The organism is Sporosarcina sp. ANT_H38, from assembly GCF_008369195.1.
Lineage (GTDB): Bacteria > Bacillota > Bacilli > Bacillales_A > Planococcaceae > Sporosarcina.
This window is the reverse complement of the sequence record NZ_VOBC01000001.1, coordinates 322,660-346,460: the sequence shown is the minus strand read 5'-3', so window position 1 is coordinate 346,460 and position 23,801 is coordinate 322,660. Positions and strand designations below refer to the sequence as shown.

Here is a 23,801-nt window from a genome sequence, read left to right as displayed (position 1 = left end):
ATGCATCATGGTGCTGGAGTAGATTATATTTCAGATTCAAAAGATGACCAAATAGCAAGCCACAACAAACCAAAATCCTGAATAGAGCGATGCTACTAAAGTACTTGCCTTACTTAATGTTTCACTAGCCCCTATACCCACTTTTCCAGATTGAACGACCCCTGCTATTGTGAATAATGAGTTTTATAAAACGATTTATTAACTACAAAGTAAACTATTCGGAATGGTATGGACATTCCAGACGAATATAGGTAGAGTTACTAATGAGTATTTGTTTATTACCTATAGAACTAAATATACTCGGGACATTAGGGAAGGATTGCATAGATGAAAACACTGGAACGTGTAGCGCAAGATATTGTTGATAAGACAAGTAAAATTTTGCAATATCCGATTAGCATTACCGATAATGAAGGGTATATTATTGGGGCTACGGATAGAAGTCGGATCGGCATCTTTCATCAGCCATCACTTGAAGTCGTAAAGAGAAATATTATGCTAGATTGCAAAGATGAAATTGAAAATAGAGTTTTGCCTGGAGTATCCGTTCCGATTATGTTCAATAATCAAGTAATCGGTGTACTTGGTATTGTTGGGGACCCAAGAGAAGTAGATAAATATGGGCAACTAGTTAAGAACCAAGTAGAAATGATGTGTCAGGAAGCTTTTAGTAAAGAGCTAGTGGAGTTAAAAGAGAAAATGGTCGAAGTTTTCGTCCATCAAATCATTCATTATAAAGAGTATGAAGCTGACGAACATATTTTACAATACTCGTCCCTACTTAAAGTTGACCTAAATTCAGATCATGTCTGTCTATTAATCGATATTAACCATCTAACCGAAAAAATAACTTCAAAAAAAGGATATGAAGGATTATTAGGTGATTTTCCTTTCCAATATTTCCAGAGGGAAGTTTTGGATTACCTGAACTTAATATTAATTGAAAGCGATGAAGATATTATTTCGGCTTTAAATATTGAACGATTTATTATAATAAAATCCCTCCCCTCCCACCAAGCCTATTTATATTTTGTAGAGAGTCTCGATGATAAAATTGAAAAGTTGAATTATTTTCTTGAAAAAAAATATCAGGTTTCTGCCATTATTTCTGTTGGTGATGTTAGAAGAGGTATAGCAGAAATTTCAAAGTCATATCAAAACGCAAAAAAAGCAATGAACATTGGGTTTAATTCAAACAAAGATACCTCTATTCATATATACAATGAACGCGAAATGATGTTACACCTTCTACCAAAAGAACTTTCGGCTGACTACCAGGAAAAACTCTTGAATATTATTTCCTCTTTAATTAAACATGATAATTATGATATGTTATCTTCGACATTTATTGCATACTGCAAATACGACTTAAAATTGAGTGAAACTTCCCGTAATATGTTCATTCATAGAAACACTCTTATTTATCGTCTTGAAAGAATTCGTGAATTCACCTCCCTGGATACAGGAGATTTCAAACAATGTATGCTTTTATATACTGCAATCCAGTGCTATGAAGAATCAAAACTTAAAAATTAAAGCTGCCATCCCTAAGTATTATTTAACGGAATGGCAGCTTTTTAATTTAATCTAAGAATTAATAATTATCAATCTGGGCTCTTTGAAGTTTTCCACTGTAGTCAATATAGATGGATTTCCATTCTGTATATACATCAAGTGCAGCTACACCAGAGTCTCGATGTCCATTCCCAGTACCTTTCGTTCCTCCGAATGGTAGGTGAATTTCAGCTCCTGTCGTACCAGCATTAACATATACAATTCCAGTATCTAAATCTCTCATTGCTTGAAAGGCAAGATTTACATCTGCGGTAAAGATAGAACTAGATAAACCAAATTCAACACCGTTATTTACTTCTATAGCTTCTTCTAAACTCTTCACAGAAATTATGGATAGTACTGGGCCAAAAATTTCCTCTTTAGCAATTCGCATTTCTGGTGTTACATTTGTAAAGATTGTGGGTGCATAGAAATTCCCTCTTTCTAAGCCGTTGTCAGTTACGATACTTCCACCCGCCAGTAGTTTTGCCCCTTCTTGTTGACCAATTTTTACATACTCATGAATTTTCTCAAGTGAAGAACGATTGATGACAGGACCTACTTTAACTGATTCATCAGTACCATCGCCAAGTGATAATTCCCCAATTCGCTGAACAAGTCTTTGCTCTAATTCTTCTTTAACATCTTGGTGAACAATAATTCGGCTCGTTGCTGTACACCTTTGCCCACTAGTGCCAAATGCCCCCCACAAAATCCCGTCAACAGCGAGATTTAAATCAGCATCTGCCAATACAATTACAGCATTTTTACCACCCATTTCAAGAGATGTTCGTTTTAAAAGTTGCCCAGCGCGAGCATTGATAGCACTACCAACCTCATTTGAACCAGTAAATGAAATCAAATCAATGTCAGGATGTTCTACCATTGCATCTCCAACTACGCTTCCTGAACCGTTCACAAGGTTTAGCAGTCCTTTTGGTAGTCCTGCCTCCTCATAAATTTTTGCAAATTCAAAAGCAACGATTGGCGTTTCAGTTGCGGGTTTCCAAACAACCGCATTTCCTGTAACAAGTGCTGGAAATGACTTCCAAGATGCAATTGCAATTGGGAAGTTCCAAGGCGTAATCAAGCCCGCAACTCCAACTGGAATTCGGACACTCATCGCAAATTTATTGCGAAGTTCTGAAGGAACCGTGTCACCAAAGAGGCGACGACCTTCTCCAGCCATATAAAAAGCCATATCAATCGCTTCTTGTACTTCTCCTCTTGCTTCGTCAATTACTTTACCCATTTCACTCGTAAGAACTTGTGCTATTTCCTCTTTGCGCTCCTTTAATAGGAAGGCAACCTTATATAAAAACTCTGCACGTTCTGGAGCTGGAACTAGACGCCATTCTTTTTGCGCTCTCTTTGCAGCCTGTACCGCTCGATCCACATCTTCTTTCGTCGATTGTGTAACTTCTCCGAGCACTTCTCCATTTGCCGGATTCAAAATCTCCACAAATTTGCTTGATGATGATTCGCTCCACTCACCGTCAATATAGTTAAGATACTTTTTCATATACATTCCTCCAATTTATATATAATTTTATAGTTACAACAACCTGTAAGCTTTTTTAATACTGTTTATCGCTTCGAATAGTCTTTCAGTTGGAACAGATATGGCTATTCGGAGATCCCCTTATCCTGACCGGCTAAAAGCATTACCGGGTATCAGGCCTTTCTAATAAACTTATGACAAATTCAGTAGATGTACAGCTTTCATGAACATGCCTAAAATGGAGAAAATACCTTTGTGTATCTACCCTTTAGCCCGATAGATTCAAGCCCTTTCAACATTTCAGTCATACATTTCCGGATAAATGTTTCTATGCTGTTCACTATTTAGGGCAATTGCAGCGGCTTATTCTAAAGGCGTGAAATGTCCAGTATCTGTACTGATTTTTAGTATTTGAAAGCGACTAAATAACTTCCATAATTCGCTATTCAAGTGTGAAAAATCAGCATCACCGATTCCTAAATAAATGATATCCATTCCTGATTTTATTCATGGCAGCTTTTTTCTATTTTATTTCTGTGGATAAATAAGAAGGCATTTGAGCCATTCTATTCAATTGAATACTCACAAATCACCCATTTTTTTCGCAATAATCATTACAAGCAATTCCCTACTATTAAACTTATAGTTTTTCACCATAGATAACTATGGTTATTCTATACAAAAATTCAAGCTAAAATTATGGTCATTCGGTATATTTCCTCACAAGTACAACAATAGCCTGTAACATCTTAAAATTTAATAAGGATAATTCTATATAAAAAACATGAGCAGCCAAAATTGTATCTTTGTTTGCTTCTGTCCATATATGAACTAAAAAGCAGGCAGGACTTTTCTTGTAAAAGTCCTGCCTGCTTCATAATTCTATTAGTTGTTTAAACCATTAAAAATCATATCTGCATTCCATTTCAACATATTGATATACGTATCACCGTCATCGCCAGGTTTCCCCAATGAGTCCGTAAAGATTTTCCCAGCAATCGGCACATTGGTTTCCCTTGAAACCATCTCCATACTTCGGGGATCGACACTAGTTTCTAAAAATAATGCCTTAGCATTTTCGCTAGTAACTGTAGAAATGATGTTCGTCAATTGTTCAGGCGTTCCTTCATGGTGTGAATTGATCTCCCAAATGTATGCCGCACTAAAATCATACGCATCGGAGAAATATTTAAACGCACCTTCACTTGTTACGAGTATACGTTGTTCTTTAGGTATTTCCTTCATCTTTTGCATAATGTCTTCATGAAGAGCTTGCAGTTCTGCACGATAGGCATCCGCATTTTCATCATACTTAGCCGCATTGGCTGGGTCTAATTTTTTTAATGCATCACGGACATTTTCAGTGTACTTTATGCCATTTCGCACATCGAGCCAAGCATGAGGATCTTCTTCCCCTTTATGGTCTAACGAATTGAGGAGCATTGGCTTAACACCTTCACTTACTCGAAATACCGGAGCATCTTCACCCGACTTCCCAGCCGTCTCCATCAACTTCGTAAACCAGGCATTTCCTTCTTCCAAATTGAGCCCGTTGTAAAATACAGCATCCGCATCCGACGTTAAAACCAAGTCTTCTGGAAGGGGATCATATTGGTGAGGATCAGATCCAATCGGTGCAAGGCTATGAACATCGACCAAATCGCCCCCGACATTTTTCACAATATCGTAGACAATCGAATACGTCGCAACGATTTGTAGTTTTTCCCCCTTCTCTTTTGGGGCAGTCGTACCTTGGTTACATGCCGACAGCAGAGTTCCAACAACGATCATTGCGAAAAGCATAATACTTTTTTTCATGTAGTATCTTTCCTTCCTTTTTTAAATTATCACTCATGAGAGAGCGGATTTTTGTTTGTTCGTTCTAATAGCCCGCCACAATAATCCTTGCTTTGGTGAAAAAATAAACGCTATGAAAAATAAAGCTGTTGCAACAAGAACGATCGTCGCGCCAGATGCCAGATTGTACGTAAAACTCAAATACAAACCAATTACCGCCGAAATTGTTCCACATATGGCTGAAATGAATATCATGACAGACAGTCGATCAGATAATAAATAAGCTGTCGAAGCAGGTGTAATAAGCATCGCAACAACTAATATAATGCCCACCGTCTGTAACGATGCGACCGTGACAAGCGTTAACAGAACCATTAAAAAGTAATGGATCATCTTAGTAGGAAGCCCATATGCCTGTGCCATAATGGGGTCAAACGAACTGACGAGCAATTCTTTATAAAATATAAACACACTTAACAACACGAAAATACCGACTATCAACGTTATCCACATATCAGAAGGCCTTACTGCCAATACATTTCCAAAGAGTATGTGATACAGATCCGTGCTACTCTTCAGGAAAGTAATAAGGATAATCCCCGAGGCAAACGCTGCTGTAAACATGATGCCAATCGCAGAATCATTTTTAACACGACTATTCTGGTTGATGAACCCGATGCCAATCGCAGTTAAAATACCTGTTATTACCGCCCCAATAAAGAAATTGATACCAAGCATAAAAGAAATGGCGACACCAGGCAACACAGCATGAGATATCGCATCCCCCATAAGAGCCATTCCTCTTAAAATAATAAAACAACCAATGACGCCACTAATGATACCAACCATAACAGAAGTAATAAGCGCTTTTTGCAGAAAACCATATTGCATAACAGCTTCGAAGAAATGTATCATTTTTCCATCACCCCATCTAAAAATGATAATTGTCCCCCGTACGCTTTTGAAATCATTTTAGGCGTAAATACTTCTTTCACAGTACCCTTCGCAATTAACTCCTTATTTAACAACAATAGTTCATCGAAATACTTTTCTGCTTTATTCAAATCATGATGGACCACAATAATTGTTTTCCCTTCATCGCGCAACTCCTTTAAAATGTTGACAATCATCTCTTCACTTGTAGCGTCAATTCCAACAAATGGTTCATCGAGTAAAAATAAGTCTGCCTGTTGAGCTAGTGCTCTGGCCAAGAAAACGCGCTGCTGCTGACCGCCAGATAACTCTCCAATTTGCCGATTCTGAAACTCCAGCATATCAACCTTTTCAAGACATTTTAGAGCCAATTCTCTTTCTTTCCGACCAGGTCTCTTCAATAGCCCTACTGTTGGATACGTTCCGATAAGAACTGTATCTTTAACTGTAATCGGGAAATCCCAGTCGATTGTACTACGCTGCGGAACGTAGGCAATTCGTTTACGCACTTCTTTCAGTGTCGAACCAAGGATTGTAATTTCACCTTTATCTTCTGGAATCAAATTAAGTAATACTTTAAGCAAAGTGGACTTACCAGCTCCATTCGGCCCAATGATTCCAATTGATTTCCCTTCAGAAATCGTAAACGCTATATCGTGTAACACTTCTTTCCCAAAATACGATACATGTAAATTCGAAACTACAATTGCGTCTTTCATTTTTACACACCTCCATACATCTATTTATATGCAGAAGTTTCCTTAAGGAAACTTCAAAAGTAAATTTTTTTTTCCCTAGGGAAACTTTATAGGTAAAAAAATGAACAGAACTATTGTTTCCCTCAGGAAACTTTATTAACTCCATAATAAGATATATCAGATAAAATGTAAAGTATTAGTTTTGGAACCATTTATACTGCGAGAATAGCGTAAGGCACACTAGACGCGACAGGGATAAGTCTATCCAGGGAAATCTAGAAGCCGATCAAAGTAGAAAAGCTTATATTTATCTTGTAAAAAAAGAGGACACCATTTTTATGGCATCCTCTTTTTGTATATTTAGTGAAGTATTATATCACGACTGTTGATTAATCACAATATCCCGTAAATAACTTGATTACTACTGGCGTATATTTGTATAGTTGTGCTTTTGAATCGGTTTGGATTGAATGACTTCTAGTACGATTAGCGAGGTGTCTGGATGTATAGGGATGCGACTTAGCCGCATCCCTACACGCTTTTCCGGTAATCGAATGGTTGTCCTTTATCCGTCACGCTCCAAATGCATAAGTACAGAGAATACTGAAGCTTATTTGGACAAAAGAATAGCTGGCTTTTCTCTATGGTTTTTTCTTATTTATTTTAAAGAAGTGTCACTTTCTATTAAGCAACACAAGCTAAGATGCATAATCTTCACAAAAAGTAAGCAAGGAACGCATTGTACAACGTGCCAGAGTGCCCGAAATTGTATCTTCGGGCATTTACACTCTCCATAGAATATAATCTATTCTTTTCTTCCAAAACACCTGCATTTTTCACTTGAACATTGTAGGAACGCGACAGGTAACAATTCACAACAGGATTACTAAAACAAGTGTTGGCTAGAAGTGACGGAGTCACTTCTAGCCAACACTTGGATCCCTCTTTGGAGGAATGAATTGCAATTCCTCCTTAAACCTGTCATGAATAGTTAGCCGAATGCGGTCCGAAAATAGTCCAGTGAAAATGGGTGTTATCAAACCCTTCTCGACGGTATTGTATACGAATAAAAGTTAATCCACAGACGTGGTATTATATATCTTCCAATAAAATAATTTCACCAGTTACTGCATCTACAGCTTCTGCTGCATCAAGCAAACCACACAGAATATACTTTCCTACTACCTCGTCATAGACATAAGCCGGATCGAGTGTAATGTAAGGAATCATTTTATCGAAAGCCTCTTCATGTGTCACAACAGCCTTTTCAGCAGGAGAAAATGCATCAAAAATCTCGGACATCGCACCGTTATCAAGGTAATTTAGTACCTTCATTGTTTCCGGGTTTATAAATACGACTACTTTTCGGTTAAAAGGCGTTGTATTCTTTTCATTAATCTTGCAGTGGGCTTCGATGAAATTCTCTTGGCGCTGAAGTTTAAATAGCTTCCACTTTCCTGATTCCATAGGATATTCAACCCTCAAGACATCGCGGACAATATTTTTACTACGCTCAATTTGTTCTGCCGACAACGTCAGTTTTTCCCCGGCGTCGATGTTGCCGAATGCTTCTTCTACACTCACTTCAGCAACAACCGTGATTTCTTCACGATTAATCTGTTCTTCCAACGGCTTGTCCCATTCAATTACTTCATTTACTTTTACTTCTGAACGCTCATGTTCCATAAAGGGAATTATTCGTGTCCCGTCTACCGTTACATATACTTCTTCCATTGCATAGACAGCCAAAAGTCGTTTTTCCGTTTCAGATGGAAACTCTACAAGTTGAAGCTGTTTTTTTACGATTGATTCAATTTCTTCAAGTGTCAATGTGAATTTCGATTGCTCCACTAGATCCCGTGAAGGTTTCGTTCCGTACGAATGATAGGATGTCAGCTTGCCAGCATCATCAAAATTAACTTCAATCATACAGCTCGGAGAAAAATAGATACCCTCGACATCCGATTTAAACTGAAATCCATTTGCATTCGCTGCGGTTAGTTTGAAATCCTGTTTGTATAGCAATCCCGTTTCCTGTTCAATCCACGCGGCGACTTCATCTACGTTTTTATTGGGGAAATGAGTTTTTGTAGAAAATGATTCTCGTTGTACGAATGACACTCCACTAAATTGTTGCTTTTGAATAGCATATTCAACAATCGCTGTACCCTCAGGATTATAATCTTCTTCGATTGGCTCACGTAATTGCTTAGGAAACCACTCCATATTAAACGTATAATAAGCAGCGCCCGTAGTATCTCGCTCTTTAAAAATTGAATGTCTTTCCAGCCTGTACGCTTCCAAACCAAACTTTTCTTGCGCTTCGTCAACAATCTTTTGTAGTCTCTTGTCCATGTCCCCACCCTTTTCCTATATATGTAGTCAAAAAGAAAAGCTGATTGCACATGGCAGTCAGCTTTGTATTTGCTAAGTAAATTATAAAATCTCATATTTTGAATTAGTTCTAATAAGGAGATTTCACGTCTAGACTCCAGCACCTAGCCCCTCGAGTCGCTTCAGTCTTGCTGATAAAGGCAAAAAACGCCTTTACCTTCAAGCTCTTCAGCGCTTATCGAGGCAAATCAGGCGCTTACGCTTTTGTTCATCATTCAAAAAATACTTTGTCTAGGTTATACTTTGCACGTTGTGTATTAATGATATACGTTTCATAAATTTCGCGTTCCATCGGATCTTCGATAACGATAACAGCGATTTCATACACTTCGTTACGATGATTCTTGATTGGAGAGACAGTGTCTTCAAAATGCTTCTTGACACGTTGGCGCAGTTTACGTGCTTTGCCAGCAAACAGCAGCTCATCTTTGTTGTTATAAAACAAAATGATGCCGCCTTTATCACGCGGGATTTCATGTAAATCAATAAATCCGTAAATAGGTTTTATTGGCGCAACATCCGCACCCATTTCTTGTTTTCGTTGTACAATCGTTACATCCGGATTTGGTATAGTAATTGTGATCAATTAAACGTCACGTCCTCTTCTGTTATGAACTTAAATTCTACCATAAAACAGCCCAAAAAGCGAAGAATGGTGTCATTTAAGTCCATTCAAGAACATCTTTAATTTCTTGACCAATTGTTCAGTTCGTTCATTGTTTTTAAAATTAGACAACATCCCCGAAATAACAGGTTTTCGACAGTTCGTAACCGAAAGTTCTTGCTCAATAACATCCAAACTGATTAACAGATCTTCATCTGCTATCTCTCGTTTTACCAACTTGATTTCTTTCAATAACTCTTCAGCCGTAACCGAATGAGCGCCCTCGCACATTCCAATCCCCGCTAACAGTTCTGTTGTTAGAAATGGTTTAGATAGGCCGTTGACGATTGAATCAATCCGTTCCACAATATAATGCGCCAACCCTACAAAATCTAAAGTGTCTTTATTAAAAACAATAATTTCAATATAGCCTTTAACGATTCCACCCAAAATAACAACAAGATCTGTCATATGCTCTTTTATGTCTTCTCCATACAAATTCAGTAGAAGGCTTTCCTGGGCTTCATACGCTTTTCTCCGCATGTCATTCAATAACCCCAACATTTCTTCATTGATTGGGCTTGTTTGTTCTCGCATTTGCATGAGAATAAAATCTGAATAACGAGCAATTTCTTCAAACTGAATCACGAAAAACTGTTCGAATCTCTCCCTCGGTCCAATCTCCATTTGATAAATGTTGCCTAACCGATCAATAAGTTTCGTACTAAAGTACTCAAATATCGAAAATTGAAGGCTCTCCTTCGATTTAAATGAAAGATAAAAAGAACCTTTCGAAATGCCACATGCATCTGTAATTTCTTGTACGGATGTTGCATCAAATCCGTTTTTCGCAAAAAGTTCAGATGCCTTTTCGATGATCAATATTTTTTTATCCGACAAAGCAAAAACCCCCACATAGTAGAAAAGTAACCTATTAAACTTGTTACACTTGACTCATGACTGACCGGTCAGTTACTATTATAAAGCCTAGACCGACTCTTTATTTTCAATGATAAACCATTATGACTAGTTGGTCAAAGTAAAAATCCTATTGGAGGTACATATGAATTCCATTATTAACTTTGTCATGAAGAATAAATTGGCTGTATGGCTCATCACACTTATTATTACAGCTGCCGGTATTTACTCCGGTTCAAAAATGAATTTAGAAACAATACCCGATATTACGATTCCTATCGTCAGCGTAACGACGATTTACCCTGGCGCTACACCCGATCAAGTGGTCAATGAACTATCAGAACCGCTTGAAAAGGCAGTAAAAAGTCTAGCTGGAGTTAAGTCAGTCAGCTCTACATCGTACCAAAATGCTTCATCCCTGCAAATCGAATATTCATTCGGAACAGATATGAAACAAGCCGAAGATGATGTTAACGCTGCACTAAAAAACGTCACACTTCCAGAAGCCGCAATGGATCCTAGCGTCGGAAGAATTAGCATCAATGCATTTCCTATCCTTGCCCTTAGTGTTTCAGACAACAACTCAGACCTTGAACAGTTAACATTAAAAGTTCAAGATTTGTTGGTCCCTGAACTGGAAGGCATTGACGGTGTTTCGAGTGTTGCAGTTTCCGGACAACAAATTGAAGAAGTCATTCTGACATTCGATAAAGAAAAGTTAGCTGCAAACAATTTAGATGAAAATACAGTGAAACAAATTGTAAAAGGCTCGGATATGTCGATGCCACTCGGTTTATTCCAATTCAATGGAGAAGAACAATCAGTCGTCATTGACGGCAACATTACAACAGTTGAAGATTTAGAAAACATGTTGATTCCTGTAATGCCAACTGGTGCTCAAGCTTCCGCAACACCAACAGCGGAAATGAATCCAGTAGCTACTGCCCCACCTGCTGGAGCTGACTCGGGTAGTTTCCAACTGCCTTCTATCAAGCTAGGTGAAATTGCAACAATTGAGCATGTCGGTAAAGCTGAATCCATTTCTAGAACGAACGGTAAGGAAGCCATTGCTGTTCAAGTTGTAAAATCGCAGAATGCCAATACCGTAACTGTTGTCAATAAGGTAAACGAACTGATGACAGAGTTCGAAAAAGAAAATGATGGCGTCAATATATCTACGACGCTTGACCAAGGTGAACCCATTCAACAATCCGTTAATACGATGATTAGTAAAGCATTATTCGGTGCACTCTTTGCCATCCTTATTATAATGCTGTTCCTTCGAAACTTTAAATCTACAATTATATCCATTGTGTCAATTCCAATGTCCCTGCTAATTGCAATCATATTCTTGAAGCAGTTGGATATTACATTGAATATGATGACACTTGGTGCAATGACCGTTGCAATTGCACGTGTTATCGATGACTCCATTGTAGTTGTTGAGAATATATTTAGACGAATGTCTCTTCCAACAGAAAAGTTAAAAGGTAAGGAACTTGTACGTGAAGCGACAAAAGAAATGTTTAAACCCATCATGTCGTCTACACTTGTTACAATTGCAGTCTTCTTGCCAATCGCTTTAGTTAGCGGTATGATCGGCGAATTGTTCATGCCATTCGCTTTGACAATTGTATTTGCATTGCTCGCTTCACTTATTGTTGCGATTACAATCGTGCCAATGCTCGCACATTCTTTATTCAAAAAACAGCTTTACTCAACGACTAATAGCCATACAGAAAAACCAAGTAAGATGGCCGATTTTTATAAAAAAGTATTGAACTGGACGTTAAATCATAAATTAATCACATCTGTCAGTTCGATTGCACTGCTTGTCGGCAGCCTATTCCTTGCCCCCGTTATTGGTGTGAGTTTCCTACCAGACGAAGAACAGAAAACAATGTATATCACGTACACGCCTGAACCTGGAGAAACGCTCGATACTGTCAACAGCAATGTAGAATCCGCAGAAGCATATTTATTGGATTTGAAAGATGTTGACGTCGTGCAAGCTTCTGTGGGCGGCGAAAATCCGATGGCACCTGGTGCTTCAAATGGAGCACTCATGTTTGTGACGTTCGATAAAGATACGGCTGATTTTACAAAAGTAAAAGAAAAAACAATTCTTGAACTCCAAAAGCTATCTACAAAAGGTGAATGGAAATCACAAGACTTCTCAACAAGCGGTTCAAGTAATGCAGTGAGTTATTACGTTTACGGAAATGACTTGAAAGACATTGAACCTGTTGTTGAAAACATCGAAAAAATCATGAGTAACAACAATGATTTAAAGAATGTTAAAACAAGCTTAACAAGAAAATATAAAGAATATACACTCGTTGCCAATCAAGAGAAATTAACACAGTACGGTTTAACTGCTGCACAAGTCGGAATGGTCCTCTATCCGGATAATCAGCAGGAAGTGTTAACTAAAATCGAAGAAGGCAATAAAACAATTGAAGTGTTAATTAACCAAGAAAAGAAAGAACATAAAACAATCGAAGAACTATTAAAAGAAAAAGTTCAATCACCTCTTGGTATGGAAATAGCCATTTCCGAATTGGTAGACATCCAAGAAGGAACAACTTCTGATACGATTTCTCGTAAAGATGGAAAATTATTCGCAAGTGTTTCAGCAGAAATAACGACAAAAGATGTCGCGAAAACGTCAACAGCGATTCAGAAAAAAGTTGACGAACTCAAGACACCATCTAATGTGACCGTTAGTACAGCTGGCGTAACAGAAGACATCACAGAAGCGTTTACACAGCTCGGACTCGCGATGCTTGCTGCGATTGCTATCGTTTACTTAATCTTGGTCATCACATTTGGCGGAGGACTTGCACCATTGGCAATCTTGTTCTCTCTCCCATTCACTGTGATTGGAGCTTTGGTTGGTCTATGGATTGCTGGCGAAACAATCAGCGTTTCCGCAATGATTGGTTTGCTAATGCTAATCGGTATCGTCGTGACGAATGCGATTGTGTTAATTGACCGTGTTATTAATAAAGAAAATGAAGGACTTACAACAAGGGATGCTATTTTGGAAGCTGGCTCTACAAGACTTCGTCCTATCCTTATGACCGCACTCGCTACAATCGGTGCACTAATTCCGTTAGCTATCGGCGCGGAAGGTAGTGGACTAATTTCCAAAGGACTCGGTGTTACGGTTATCGGCGGATTAACAAGCTCTACATTACTCACGCTAATCTTCGTTCCGATTGTCTATGAGTTTTTAGGGAAGTTCCGTAAAAAGAAAAAAGTAGCATAAAATAAGAAAAGCGCTAGAGTCTAGTCACTGCTCCGATAAAAAAACTTATACTATCTATTCTTTTTTTAAAAATGCCCGTCACATTTACGATTTAGTTCGTAGGAGTGGCGGGCATTTCTTATTCGGATCTTATAAGTAGGCGTATGATTGTTACAGAACCTATTACCTTTCACTATCTTAATCTTTTAAAATATAAAAATCTAAAAACATTGACTTTTCTTTCATCGTCCTGTAAATTACTCTTTAATACCTAATAGCGTTGAAGAGAAAAGTAAAGTAGATGGATTTCTTACAGAAAGCTTCGGTAGCTGAAAAGAAGCAGGAAGACTCCACTTGAACAATGGCCTCTGAGCTCTGCGTTGAACATGCAACAAGTTTGCATCAGTAGATTAGCAGCGGGAGTTGGTACCCGTTATCAATATCACAGTCTAAAATCTATCAAGATAAGATTTTGTACTTGCTAAGGTTGTTTATGTGAATAAGCAGCGAAAAAAGGTGGTAACACGAGAATTAATCTCGTCCTTTTCAATCGATAAATGATTGAATGGGTCGGGATTTTTTGTTTTTCAGTTTCATACACTATAAAAATGAGGAGTGGATTTGTAATGACAACAGGTTTATTAGTTTTTCAATCAGATTTCGGAAAAAGTGATGGTGCGGTTAGCGCTATGCATGGTGTGGCGAACTCCGTCCAACTCGGAATTCCTATTTATGAAATTACGCATCAAATTCCTCAATATAATATTTGGGAAGCGTCTTATCGATTATTGCAAGCCATCGGTTATTGGCCAAGTGAAACAGTTTTCGTATCTATTGTCGATCCAGGTGTAGGTTCGGATCGACGTGGCGTTGTCGCAAAAACAGTTAATAATCACTATATTATTACACCGGACAATGGCACGTTAACACATGTATCGCAATTCATTGGCATCAGTGAAGTTCGGGAAATAGATGAGACCGTCAACCGACTTCCAAACTCCGGCGAATCACATACCTTCCATGGTCGTGATATTTTTGCCTATACAGGTGCACGACTTGCTGCCGGTGTTATTCAATTCGAAGATGTCGGGCCAACACTTGACACTGAAAAGATTATTGCTTTACCTCTAAAAATATCAAAAATTGTTGATGAAGTAATAACAGGAACTGTCGACATTATCGACAAACCTTTCGGTAACCTTTGGACGAATATTAGCCGGAAACAATTCAAGGAAATCGCAAAACAGCATGGTGATTCGTTCGAAGTTTCAATTACTACGGATGGTCGAACTATTTACAACAATATTATGACGTTTGGTCGATCATTTGCAGATTTACACATTGGCGAGCCACTAGTCTATGTTAATTCACTCGACAATATCGGCATCGCCATCAACCAAGGTTCGTTCGCAGACGCCTATCGAATCGGTACGGGAACGAATTGGGAAGTCACCATCCGCAAAGCACCGCGAATTGTTTATGAATGAAAACTATTCAATAGAAAAAAGAGATAGGAGTGTTTGCGCATGAAAAAATCAATTTTTTCAACAAAAACAATTGTTGCAATCGGGATCGGGACGGCTTTGTTTGTTATTTTAGGTCGTTTCGCTTCCATACCGACTGGGATTCCAAATACGTCGATTGAAACAAATTATGCATTACTTGCACTTATTTCAACGATTTTCGGACCCATTGCAGGCCTCTTTATCGGCTTAATCGGTCACGCACTGAAAGATGCCATTTCATATGGTTCCGTTTGGTGGAGTTGGGTCATTGTCTCAGCATTTATAGGCTTAGGCATCGGGTTGTTTAGAAAAATGTTCAGCATTCAAGACGGTGAGTTTGGGCGAAAGAAAATAATTGCGTTTAACATTGCACAATCATCAGTTCAAGCTATTGGTTGGTTTATTATTGCACCAATATTGGATATTCTTATTTATGCAGAACCCGCAAACAAAGTATTCACACAAGGAATTATTGCAGGAATAAGTAATATTATAACGGTTGGTATACTTGGAACGTTCTTGCTTGCTGCTTATGCCAAAACGAGAACTAAAAAAGGGAGCCTGAGTTACGAGGATTAAAAAAAGGATGACGAACATGACAAAAAAACCACTAATCGAATTTCGAAATGTCAACTTTCAATATAATAGCCAAGTTGAAGCTACACTAATAGATATCAATTTAACAATTTATGAGGGCGAGAAAGTATGTATAGTTGGCCCTTCAGGTTCTGGTAAAAGCACGCTCGTTCACTTATTAAACGGGCTTGCTCCTTTCGCCTATGAAGGCGAACTAACAGGAAGTTTACAAATACATGGAAGGGAAACAAAAGATCTTGACATCTTTTCAATTTCACTTCTTGTCGGAACGGTATTACAAGATACAGACGGCCAATTTATAGGTATAACCGTTGGAGAAGATATTGCATTTGCCCTTGAAAACAACAATATTCCGCTCGAAGAAATGAAGAAAAGAGTTGCAGATGCAGCTGCTATTGTAGACATGACTCCTTTTTTACACGCTCGTATCCATGAATTATCGGGCGGTCAGAAACAACGTGTCGCATTAGCAGGCGTCCTCGTCAATGATATCGATATCGTGTTGTTTGACGAACCGTTAGCAAACCTTGACCCCGCCTCTGGTTTGGCAGCAATCGCATTAATGGACGAGCTTCAAAAAAAGGAACAGAAAACCGTTATTATTGTCGAACACCGCCTGGAAGATGTCCTATCCCAATCGGTTGATCGTATTATATTGATGGATCAAGGTAGAATCATAGCTAACACAACAACAAATGAAATATTAACAAGCTCCCTGCTCACTAAACATTCAATACGTGAACCGCTGTACATAAAAGCATTGAAATACGCTGGTTGTACACTGGACAAAACAACAGAGTTAAGAAACATCAGTCAGTTAGATGCGGAATCTTTCACTCCAAAAATACAGGAATGGTTAGAGAATATACAAATAACAAAACAAGCAGATGAACCTTCCACTCCAATGCTTCAATTAAAAAATATATCCTTTCATTACCAAGAAAACAATCCAATACTAAAAAATATAAACTTGGAAATCCATCAAGGAGAAATGATTAGTATTGTTGGTGCAAATGGAACAGGAAAATCTACATTTGGAAAACTGTTATGCGGTTTTGAAAAACCTACAGCTGGTTCAATTGAATTCTATGATATTGTCGTTGCAAAAGACTCGATTAAAGAACGCGGTGAACGTGTTGGCTTTGTATTACAAAATCCTAATCATATGTTCTCTAAGCAACTTATTTATGAGGAAGTAGCGTTTGGTTTACTCCAGAAACGTTTGCCTGCATCTGAAGTAAAAGAACATGTAGAGGAGACACTGAAAATTTGTGGTCTGTATCCATTTAGAAACTGGCCGATTTCTGCACTCAGCTACGGACAGAAGAAAAGGTTATCCATTGCTTCCATTCTTGTGTTAAAACCTTCTGTTATCCTGTTGGATGAACCAACGGCTGGTCAGGACTTTAAACATACGACCGAATTAATGATGTTTCTGGAAAGGTTACAAAAGCGTGGCGTAACCATTATTTTAATCACACATGACATGCACATCATGATGGAATATACAAAACGGGCAATTGTCATGTCTAACGGTACAATTATTGCGGACAGCTCTCCTGCTCTTATTCTTGCTGATCACAATTTAATTGACCAAGGACATTTAAAACAGTCCTCCCTTTATAAATTAGCGAATGTACTACAAATAGCAGATCAAGCACAGTTCATCCAAAAGTTCATTCAGTATGATCGGGAGGTCCGTTTCAATGAGCAGTGAGCTTTTAAGTTATATTGAACGCGACTCCGTCATTCACCGATTGACAGGTTCGGCAAAACTAATTTGTTTTCTGTTATTGTCTAGTGCCGCCATGCTCACTTACGATACACGGGTTCTTCTTGCTATTGTCGTAATGAGTATCATTATTTTCAATATATCCAAAGTGAAAATCAGAGAAATTAGGCTCATTCTTGGGTTCATCCTTTTTTTTCTCATACTAAACAATATCGCGATATTTCTGTTTGCGCCTTACCAAGGAACAGTCATTTATGGGACATCCCATCCAATTACCGATTCAATTGGACGTTACTCGCTCACATTGGAACAACTTTTTTATCAATTTAATATTTCACTAAAATATATAGCGGTCATTCCTCCCGCTCTTTTGTTCATTGTTACGACACAACCGAGTGAATTTGCGGCTTCCTTAAACCGAATTGGTGTAAGTTATCGATTATCGTATTCCGTTTCAATCGCACTCCGTTATATTCCTGATATCCAAAGAGATTTCAAGACCATTGCACTTTCACAACAAGCTAGAGGTATCGATATGTCCAGAAAAGAAAAAATCGGGAATCGTATTAAAAATGCAAGTTCGATATTATTACCCCTCATCTTATCGAGTCTAGACAGAATTGAAACCATTAGTAACGTGATGGAATTGCGCGGATTTGGCAAACATAAAAAAAGGACCTGGTACAGTTTTCAGCCGGTTGCTAGAAGAGATATCACCGCGATTGCAATTTCACTTATTATTCTTCTCCTCATGATTGCCTTTATGTTCATTAATCAAGGACGGTTCTATAACCCTTTCCATTAATCAACGTCAATAGACAATTAAGAAAAGCGGAAGGCGGTCTTTGCCCGGGAAGGATGCAGTTCAATCCTTCCTAGTTGGATTGCTTATGACCCGAGCGACTGGCGCCTGGAATCTAGACACTGTTCCTGATTAAAAAAATTCACACTTTCTTATCTCACCTCTGTTGATTAACCATTTAATCGCATAAAATTCTGGTGAGAAGTGCTTGTTAACCTCCATTTTCACTGGACTATATTCGGACCGCTGTCGGCTAACTATTCATGACAGATTTAAGGAGGAATTGCAATTCATTCCTCTACAGAGGGGTCCTAGTGTGGCTAGTTGCCTGTCACGTTCCTACAATGTTCAAGTGAAAAACGCAGTTGTTTGGAAGAAAAGAATAGATAACTTTCTATAGAAATTGTAAGTGCCCGAAGATGCAATTTCGGGCACTCTATTACTTTGTACAATGTGTTCCTTGCTTAATTTTTGCAAATATTATGCATATATTCATGTTATACCTTATAGAAAGTGACACTTCTTTACTAGTAAAAATGAGAGAACCCTAAATAAAGTTTCAGCCGCCAAAATTCCATCTTTGGCGGCTTTTATCCTCGTAGATGCCCCTCTATTCTTTCGTCCCAAAGAGCTTTAGCACTTCGTGTAATTACGCATTTGGAGCGCGACGGATGATGAACCACCATACGATAACCGAAAAAAAAATGTAGGGATGCGACAAAGTCACATCCCTACATATCCAGACATCTCGGTAATCGTATAGAAGTCATTCAATCCAAATGCACCTACGCACACAGCGCCAGTAGATGATCAAGTTATTTACTGGTTACTTTTGATTAATCAACAGACGTGTTCTTATCTTTTTAAAAAGGCGAGCTAGTAAAAATAGCTACTCACCTTTTTATTGAAGTACTTCTTCAGTTTGACAATTTCTCATCAATATCTGCATAATCCGTATCAACATCAAAAAACTTCGCGAGTTTTTGTTTCGCTTTATTTTTCACATCACCGTCTATATATGAAATAACTTTATATACTGCAGCGGCAATAACACTGGCGTCATCCACCAATCCGACAGCAGGAATGAAATCCGGAATGAGATCGACTGGGAAGATGAGGTAACTGAGTGCACCTACAATAATCATTTTTGAAGATTTTGGAACTTCAGGGCTTTTAGCAACGTAGAAAAGAAGCAAACTATAATAGACTGTTGTCTTCCCTGCCTGTTTCCCGTATTTCATCACTTTGCCCCAAAACTTTTCATCTGAATAATGATTTTCTGTTTCCTGCATACTGGACTCAGGATCAAAGTTCTTCAATTTATTTTCATAGTCTTTCTGTTTTTTTTTCATATTGAAACCTCCCCAATTAGTGTTCGTTACATTAATTCTACATGGAACGACGCTATGTGTCATTCGATAGTCCTTAAATCCCCTTGGCATGATGAACGCGTTAGCTATTCAAGACGTAAATGTACTAGAGCAAGTTCGAGAGGCATTGATTTACGCGAATTGATTCGCTTACCACATTTCTGTGGCTGCATGCGTAAAGTGAAACGTTATTAAGATTTCGTGGGCGCACTATTTCAAAGTACATATTTCCCTTACGATATCTACGCTATTCATCACACTGACAAGTCATATGTATCGTTACAATTTCCAAATTTGAAAGAGTATTGTTTTGTTCCTATTCACCATTATCCCGACTTTCCCAACTCAATTGTACATATGATGAACTACTCTATTAAGAAGGAAAGGACGTTTTCTATGGATTTACCAGTATCAATTGTAACGAAAAGACTGCCCCATGCCTCAGAGGATGTTAAAGTGTATTATCCTGTTGTTACCCAATTACCAAATCTCAATGTGCAAAGTACAATTAATTATGCCATTATTACGACGTTGAATAAAATACTTGTTGAACGAAGTTTTTACGATAAAGACCTCGTGGAATTGCTAGCCTATTTCGAGTTGAAGAACAATCAACGTGGTATCCTTAGTTTGAATCTTATCGTCTATTCTTTTACAGGCGGTGCACATGGGATGACCACCATTAAATCATTAACATTTGATACAAAAACCGGAAAACAATATGAATTGAAGGATTTGTTCAAAAAAGGTAGCGATTACGAGAAAAAGCTGTCGGATATTATAAATCAGCGAATCAAAGACTGGAATATCCAGTTGCTTGAACCATTCACAGAAATCCGCAGTGACCAGGATTTCTATATTGCGGACACCTCTCTCGTTATTTATTTCCAACTTTATGAAATCACAGCGTATGTATGGGGATTTCCATACTTCCCAATTCCAATCAAAGATCTAGCTGATATTATTAATCCCGACGGTCCACTTGACCGAATGATGGCATTTACTTGACTATTACTTGTTAATGACATTATTAGACCATAAATTAAAGCCTATTAACGAAACTCGGGTCGGTTTCGACAATAGGCTTTTCAATTATCTTTTATTCTTCTTACTCTGATACCACCCAAAAAACCCAACCAATCCAGCGATGAAAACGACTCCTCCACTAATCAAGACGATCATTTTTCTATTATCGATAGAGTTCACATCTTGTGTTGGAACTTGTCCTTGACCTAAAATAGAAATACCTTCAGCAGCATTTCCAAGCTCTGTAGTTGGATCGCAAATTATACTCGTTAGCGATTTATCCCCGTACATATCAGAAAGAGTAGCAAATACCAAATATTCTTTGCCAACAACAAACGGTATGCCACAATCTCCATCATTACTACCTGTTGCTATGGTAACTTCCGTTTTATTAATGCCCTTCCATGTTTCTTTCACATTAACTAGCACAGTCTTCCCACTTCCACCCAACAGCCCACTATTGTCCGTTATTCTAATAACTTCTCCGCTGAAAACCGCTTACGAACGTGAAAAGGCTGCATTGCACATGAACAAGCAGCCACAGGAACAGGTTTCAAAAAAAGCATAAGAAGCGGGACTAGACACAGTGATAGGAAAAATTTCTTTTTCACGACAATCCTCCTCTTCCTTCTACTTCCTATTAGTCCGTTTTGCAGGTGGCAAAGTTACCACATATCTAATGATTCATACCCAAAAAGCTTAAAATCCTTTCGACCTAAACCGAGCTGCTTTGCTGTCAGTCTTAGGCTTCAGATACCGTTATTTGCACACTTAAGAATATACATTTCCCCCTAGGATAGCACTTCAATTCGTATGTCAATAATCCCCAAAAATGATTATCCTATTATAATTACAAATGACAGAAAATTATATTTTTAAGCAAAGGATTTTTGAATCTCGGGTATAATGAATTAAAGGAGATGCTGGTTTGAAAAAATATGTACTAATCGGGATGGCAGTAATACTAACTGCGTGTTCACCAGAGGTGACTTCAACTAAAATAGAAACGATTACAGACAATGTAACAAAACCAGAAGTCGAATTGGTAGAACCTCTTGAAAACTCGTTGTTATTGGAATGGTCTCATGACAATATGGATAGAGGCAATCACGATTATGAAACTTTAGCTCATCCACGTTTAGTTGTGGAACTCGATTACAAGGATATAAAACGAGGTGATGTAATCTATTTAAAATCCCCAGACTTCACGATAGATAGTAATCCCGATTTTAATATGCCTGAGCATTACATTGCAAGAGTGGTTGGTCTAGACGGTGAAACAGTCGAAATTATAAACGGTCAAGTATTTATCGATGGTAGGAAACTAGATACTTTTTATTCTATAGTGTTGAATAGAGGTAAAAATAAAGATGAATTTTTTAAAGAATCCACCCCCGCTAATAGAAGTGATGATGAATCTTGGAAAGAATATTTTGCAACTACTATGGAACCTGTAAAAGTTGAAGCGAACACTGTATTTGTCTTGGGTGATAACTGGTGGAGAAGTACCGATAGTAAAGATTTTGGAGTCTTACCAATGGATAATGTAGAAGGTAAAGTATTAGGTTATGTAAAAAAATAAATCATAAAATTATCTTTGCTTGAGTCAAGATACCTTTTTAACAGGTTGCTTTCGATAAAACGAAAGCGGTTTATACCTTCTGCATTTTCTAGTTTTCGGGTTGAATAAATCTCATCTTTTCCATCTTCATTTCCCTTCTCATTAACCACTGAATTAGCAATGGTTTTAACACGAAAATGGCATCTTATAATAATTAGTGTACGCCTCTTAATTTAACTGTTCATTCAATTATTAAAGCAAGCGCCATTTGTTTGTGAATGTTTATGTATTGGCATTTTAAAGACCGCTAATTCATATGCGAATTAGCGGTCTTTTTCGTATTGTTCTGATCTATATTTTATTCAATCGGTCTACTGACTAATCATTCAAGGGTTCTTTGACTTTCTTTCTTCTCCTAATTACTAAATAAAGGAGAAATACGACCAGTACAAGAACACCTGACGCCAAGTAAACATACTGATAGCCAAAATGAAGGGCAATAAGTCCAAGTACAAACGATCCTATCGCAAGACCTGAATCAAAAAACGTAAAGAATGTAGCAGTTGCATAGCCACTTCTTTCATGTTTTGTCGATTGCACTGCTAGTGTCTGTAAACTTGGGACAAGTGCTCCATAACCAAACCCAACGAAAGCCCCTGCAACTAAAAAGGACAATGCAGAATCCATGTTTGCTAACAGGATAAGACCGATAGCAAAAAATATAAACCCAGGTATTATTACATATTGTGGTCCTTTTTCATCGAATAACCTTCCAGTAAACGGGCGCGTTAATAACATAACCACCGCGAACACAAGAAAGAAAGTACTTGCCAATGCCAAGAGTCCTTTTTCCTGTGCATAAATGGATAGATAAGATAAAACACTCGCATAAGAAAACGCAATCAAACTTCCGAGGAGTGCAACTGGCATGGCCCCTTTTTCAAATAGGTCGCCAATTGACAATTTACCTTTCACATCACTTTTTTCTGGAACAGCCCCGGCTGGTGCCGATAGCGATGTTAACACACCAATAATCATAAAAATGCTCAGCGCGATAAACAATACATCGAATGAAAAAGATTGAATGATGGACAGCGCTATTAATGGTCCGAGAACAACGGCTAAATTTGTCGACATTGAGAAATAGCCTAGACCCGCTCCCCTTCGTTTGATCGGTACAATATCTGCAGCTATTGAAATGGTCGACGTCGTAATTATGCTAAACCAAATTCCCTGCACAAAACGTAACACTAAAAGTCCTGCAAACGGCTGGATAAAATAATAGAGGACTGTACATATTAAATAAAGGACCAAACTAATCCATAACATTTTTCGCTTTCCTGCAATATCTAATATTTTCCCTGTAAACGGTCTTACAACAATTGCTGAAAGTAAGAATACCGTCATCAATAAACCAGCTTCTTCATCCGTTCGGTTCAACACCCCAATTGCATAAAGAGGAAGAGTAGTTACAAGACCATAAAATACGATAAATACCGATATGTTTGTGAAAAACAAACTGATAAATGGTCTTGTCCAAATAGGTTCTTTCTTCACCA

General features: G+C 38.0%; 18 protein-coding genes and 1 other annotated feature. Of the genes, 8 read left to right on the top strand and 10 right to left on the bottom strand.

Going from position 1 to position 23,801, the window contains the following annotated elements; all coding sequences use genetic code 11:
• The first annotated feature begins 327 nt into the window (after positions 1–327).
• Positions 328–1,536 (top strand): CdaR family transcriptional regulator, encoded by a 1,209-nt coding sequence (locus tag FQ087_RS01775; protein ID WP_149578847.1) that lies wholly within the window; start codon positions 328–330, stop codon positions 1,534–1,536.
• A 58-nt stretch (positions 1,537–1,594) separates the two neighbouring features.
• Here the strand turns inward: FQ087_RS01775 and FQ087_RS01770 are convergent, their stop codons facing one another.
• The 7 genes from FQ087_RS01770 to FQ087_RS01740 form a co-directional block, all read right to left on the bottom strand.
• Positions 1,595–3,076 carry an aldehyde dehydrogenase family protein gene (locus tag FQ087_RS01770; RefSeq protein ID WP_149578846.1) on the bottom strand — a complete coding sequence of 494 codons (1,482 nt, stop codon included), beginning with the start codon at positions 3,074–3,076 and terminating at the stop codon, positions 1,595–1,597.
• Positions 3,077–3,940: 864 nt separating this feature from the next.
• Positions 3,941–4,873: a metal ABC transporter substrate-binding protein gene (locus FQ087_RS01765; RefSeq protein ID WP_149578845.1), complete on the bottom strand. Its 933-nt coding sequence runs from the start codon at positions 4,871–4,873 to the stop codon at positions 3,941–3,943.
• Positions 4,874–4,906: 33 nt separating this feature from the next.
• On the bottom strand, positions 4,907–5,767 hold the full coding sequence (locus tag FQ087_RS01760; RefSeq protein ID WP_149578844.1) for a metal ABC transporter permease: 861 nt from the start codon (positions 5,765–5,767) through the stop codon (positions 4,907–4,909).
• Positions 5,764–6,504, bottom strand: a complete 741-nt coding sequence (locus FQ087_RS01755) for a metal ABC transporter ATP-binding protein (RefSeq protein ID WP_149578843.1) — start codon at positions 6,502–6,504, stop codon at positions 5,764–5,766. The genes FQ087_RS01760 and FQ087_RS01755 overlap by 4 nt, the downstream gene beginning before the upstream one ends.
• A 1,071-nt stretch (positions 6,505–7,575) precedes the next feature.
• Positions 7,576–8,838 (bottom strand): hypothetical protein, encoded by a 1,263-nt coding sequence (locus FQ087_RS01750; RefSeq protein ID WP_149578842.1) that lies wholly within the window; start codon positions 8,836–8,838, stop codon positions 7,576–7,578.
• 250 nt (positions 8,839–9,088) lie between these two features.
• Positions 9,089–9,463 (bottom strand): nucleotide excision repair endonuclease, encoded by a 375-nt coding sequence (locus tag FQ087_RS01745; RefSeq protein WP_149578841.1) that lies wholly within the window; start codon positions 9,461–9,463, stop codon positions 9,089–9,091.
• 72 nt (positions 9,464–9,535) lie between these two features.
• Positions 9,536–10,381 carry a TetR/AcrR family transcriptional regulator gene (locus tag FQ087_RS01740; RefSeq protein WP_188006608.1) on the bottom strand — a complete coding sequence of 282 codons (846 nt, stop codon included), beginning with the start codon at positions 10,379–10,381 and terminating at the stop codon, positions 9,536–9,538.
• A gap of 163 nt (positions 10,382–10,544) precedes the next feature.
• On the opposite strand from FQ087_RS01740, the gene FQ087_RS01735 reads away from it, so the two are divergent.
• From FQ087_RS01735 to FQ087_RS01715, 5 genes are all read left to right on the top strand, one after another.
• Complete coding sequence (locus FQ087_RS01735) at positions 10,545–13,670, top strand: efflux RND transporter permease subunit (RefSeq protein ID WP_149578839.1); 3,126 nt, start codon at positions 10,545–10,547, stop codon at positions 13,668–13,670.
• A 250-nt stretch (positions 13,671–13,920) separates the two neighbouring features.
• Positions 13,921–14,197 (top strand) — a binding site (T-box leader).
• Positions 14,198–14,275: 78 nt separating this feature from the next.
• Positions 14,276–15,136 (top strand): SAM hydrolase/SAM-dependent halogenase family protein, encoded by an 861-nt coding sequence (locus tag FQ087_RS01730; protein ID WP_149578838.1) that lies wholly within the window; start codon positions 14,276–14,278, stop codon positions 15,134–15,136.
• Positions 15,137–15,175: 39 nt separating this feature from the next.
• On the top strand, positions 15,176–15,733 hold the full coding sequence (locus FQ087_RS01725) for an ECF-type riboflavin transporter substrate-binding protein (RefSeq protein WP_149578837.1): 558 nt from the start codon (positions 15,176–15,178) through the stop codon (positions 15,731–15,733).
• Between the two features lie 16 nt (positions 15,734–15,749).
• Positions 15,750–17,468: an ABC transporter ATP-binding protein gene (locus FQ087_RS01720; RefSeq protein WP_149578836.1), complete on the top strand. Its 1,719-nt coding sequence runs from the start codon at positions 15,750–15,752 to the stop codon at positions 17,466–17,468.
• The gene (locus tag FQ087_RS01715) at positions 17,458–18,288 is read left to right on the top strand and encodes an energy-coupling factor transporter transmembrane component T family protein (RefSeq protein WP_149578835.1); all 831 of its coding nucleotides are present in this window, start codon (positions 17,458–17,460) and stop codon (positions 18,286–18,288) included. Before FQ087_RS01720 ends, FQ087_RS01715 begins: the two co-directional genes overlap by 11 nt.
• A 914-nt stretch (positions 18,289–19,202) precedes the next feature.
• On the opposite strand, the gene FQ087_RS01710 is transcribed toward FQ087_RS01715, so the two are convergent.
• Positions 19,203–19,637 (bottom strand): YkvA family protein, encoded by a 435-nt coding sequence (locus FQ087_RS01710; RefSeq protein WP_149578834.1) that lies wholly within the window; start codon positions 19,635–19,637, stop codon positions 19,203–19,205.
• Positions 19,638–20,051: 414 nt separating this feature from the next.
• On the opposite strand from FQ087_RS01710, the gene FQ087_RS01705 reads away from it, so the two are divergent.
• Entirely contained in the window at positions 20,052–20,663 is a 612-nt protein-coding gene (locus tag FQ087_RS01705; protein ID WP_149578833.1) for a DUF3298 and DUF4163 domain-containing protein, read from the top strand.
• Positions 20,664–20,747: 84 nt separating this feature from the next.
• Here the strand turns inward: FQ087_RS01705 and FQ087_RS01700 are convergent, their stop codons facing one another.
• A complete protein-coding gene (locus FQ087_RS01700) occupies positions 20,748–21,110 on the bottom strand; it encodes a hypothetical protein (RefSeq protein WP_149578832.1) in 363 nt (120 codons plus the stop codon).
• A 499-nt stretch (positions 21,111–21,609) separates the two neighbouring features.
• Here FQ087_RS01700 and lepB point away from each other — a divergent pair, with 499 nt between their 5' ends.
• The gene (gene lepB, locus FQ087_RS01695) at positions 21,610–22,263 is read left to right on the top strand and encodes a signal peptidase I (RefSeq protein WP_149578831.1); all 654 of its coding nucleotides are present in this window, start codon (positions 21,610–21,612) and stop codon (positions 22,261–22,263) included.
• Positions 22,264–22,620: 357 nt separating this feature from the next.
• Here lepB and FQ087_RS01690 read toward each other — a convergent pair whose 3' ends face one another.
• On the bottom strand, positions 22,621–23,799 hold the full coding sequence (locus FQ087_RS01690; protein WP_370456056.1) for an MFS transporter: 1,179 nt from the start codon (positions 23,797–23,799) through the stop codon (positions 22,621–22,623).
• Between the last annotated feature and the right edge of the window lie 2 nt (positions 23,800–23,801).

Bases quoted from the DNA above. Each gene is read 5' to 3' on its own strand.
- FQ087_RS01720 (WP_149578836.1), top strand. From the start codon at position 15,750: ATGACAAAAAAACCACTAATCGAATTTCGAAATGTCAACTTTCAATAT.
- FQ087_RS01775 (WP_149578847.1), top strand. From the start codon at position 328: ATGAAAACACTGGAACGTGTAGCGCAAGATATTGTTGATAAGACAAGT.
- FQ087_RS01735 (WP_149578839.1), top strand. From the start codon at position 10,545: ATGAATTCCATTATTAACTTTGTCATGAAGAATAAATTGGCTGTATGG.
- FQ087_RS01755 (WP_149578843.1), bottom strand. From the start codon at position 6,504: ATGAAAGACGCAATTGTAGTTTCGAATTTACATGTATCGTATTTTGGG.
- FQ087_RS01760 (WP_149578844.1), bottom strand. From the start codon at position 5,767: ATGATACATTTCTTCGAAGCTGTTATGCAATATGGTTTTCTGCAAAAA.
- FQ087_RS01725 (WP_149578837.1), top strand. From the start codon at position 15,176: ATGAAAAAATCAATTTTTTCAACAAAAACAATTGTTGCAATCGGGATC.
- FQ087_RS01715 (WP_149578835.1), top strand. From the start codon at position 17,458: ATGAGCAGTGAGCTTTTAAGTTATATTGAACGCGACTCCGTCATTCAC.
- FQ087_RS01770 (WP_149578846.1), bottom strand. From the start codon at position 3,076: ATGAAAAAGTATCTTAACTATATTGACGGTGAGTGGAGCGAATCATCA.
- FQ087_RS01750 (WP_149578842.1), bottom strand. From the start codon at position 8,838: ATGGACAAGAGACTACAAAAGATTGTTGACGAAGCGCAAGAAAAGTTT.
- FQ087_RS01765 (WP_149578845.1), bottom strand. From the start codon at position 4,873: ATGAAAAAAAGTATTATGCTTTTCGCAATGATCGTTGTTGGAACTCTG.
- FQ087_RS01730 (WP_149578838.1), top strand. From the start codon at position 14,276: ATGACAACAGGTTTATTAGTTTTTCAATCAGATTTCGGAAAAAGTGAT.
- FQ087_RS01705 (WP_149578833.1), top strand. From the start codon at position 20,052: ATGGATTTACCAGTATCAATTGTAACGAAAAGACTGCCCCATGCCTCA.
- FQ087_RS01710 (WP_149578834.1), bottom strand. From the start codon at position 19,637: ATGAAAAAAAAACAGAAAGACTATGAAAATAAATTGAAGAACTTTGAT.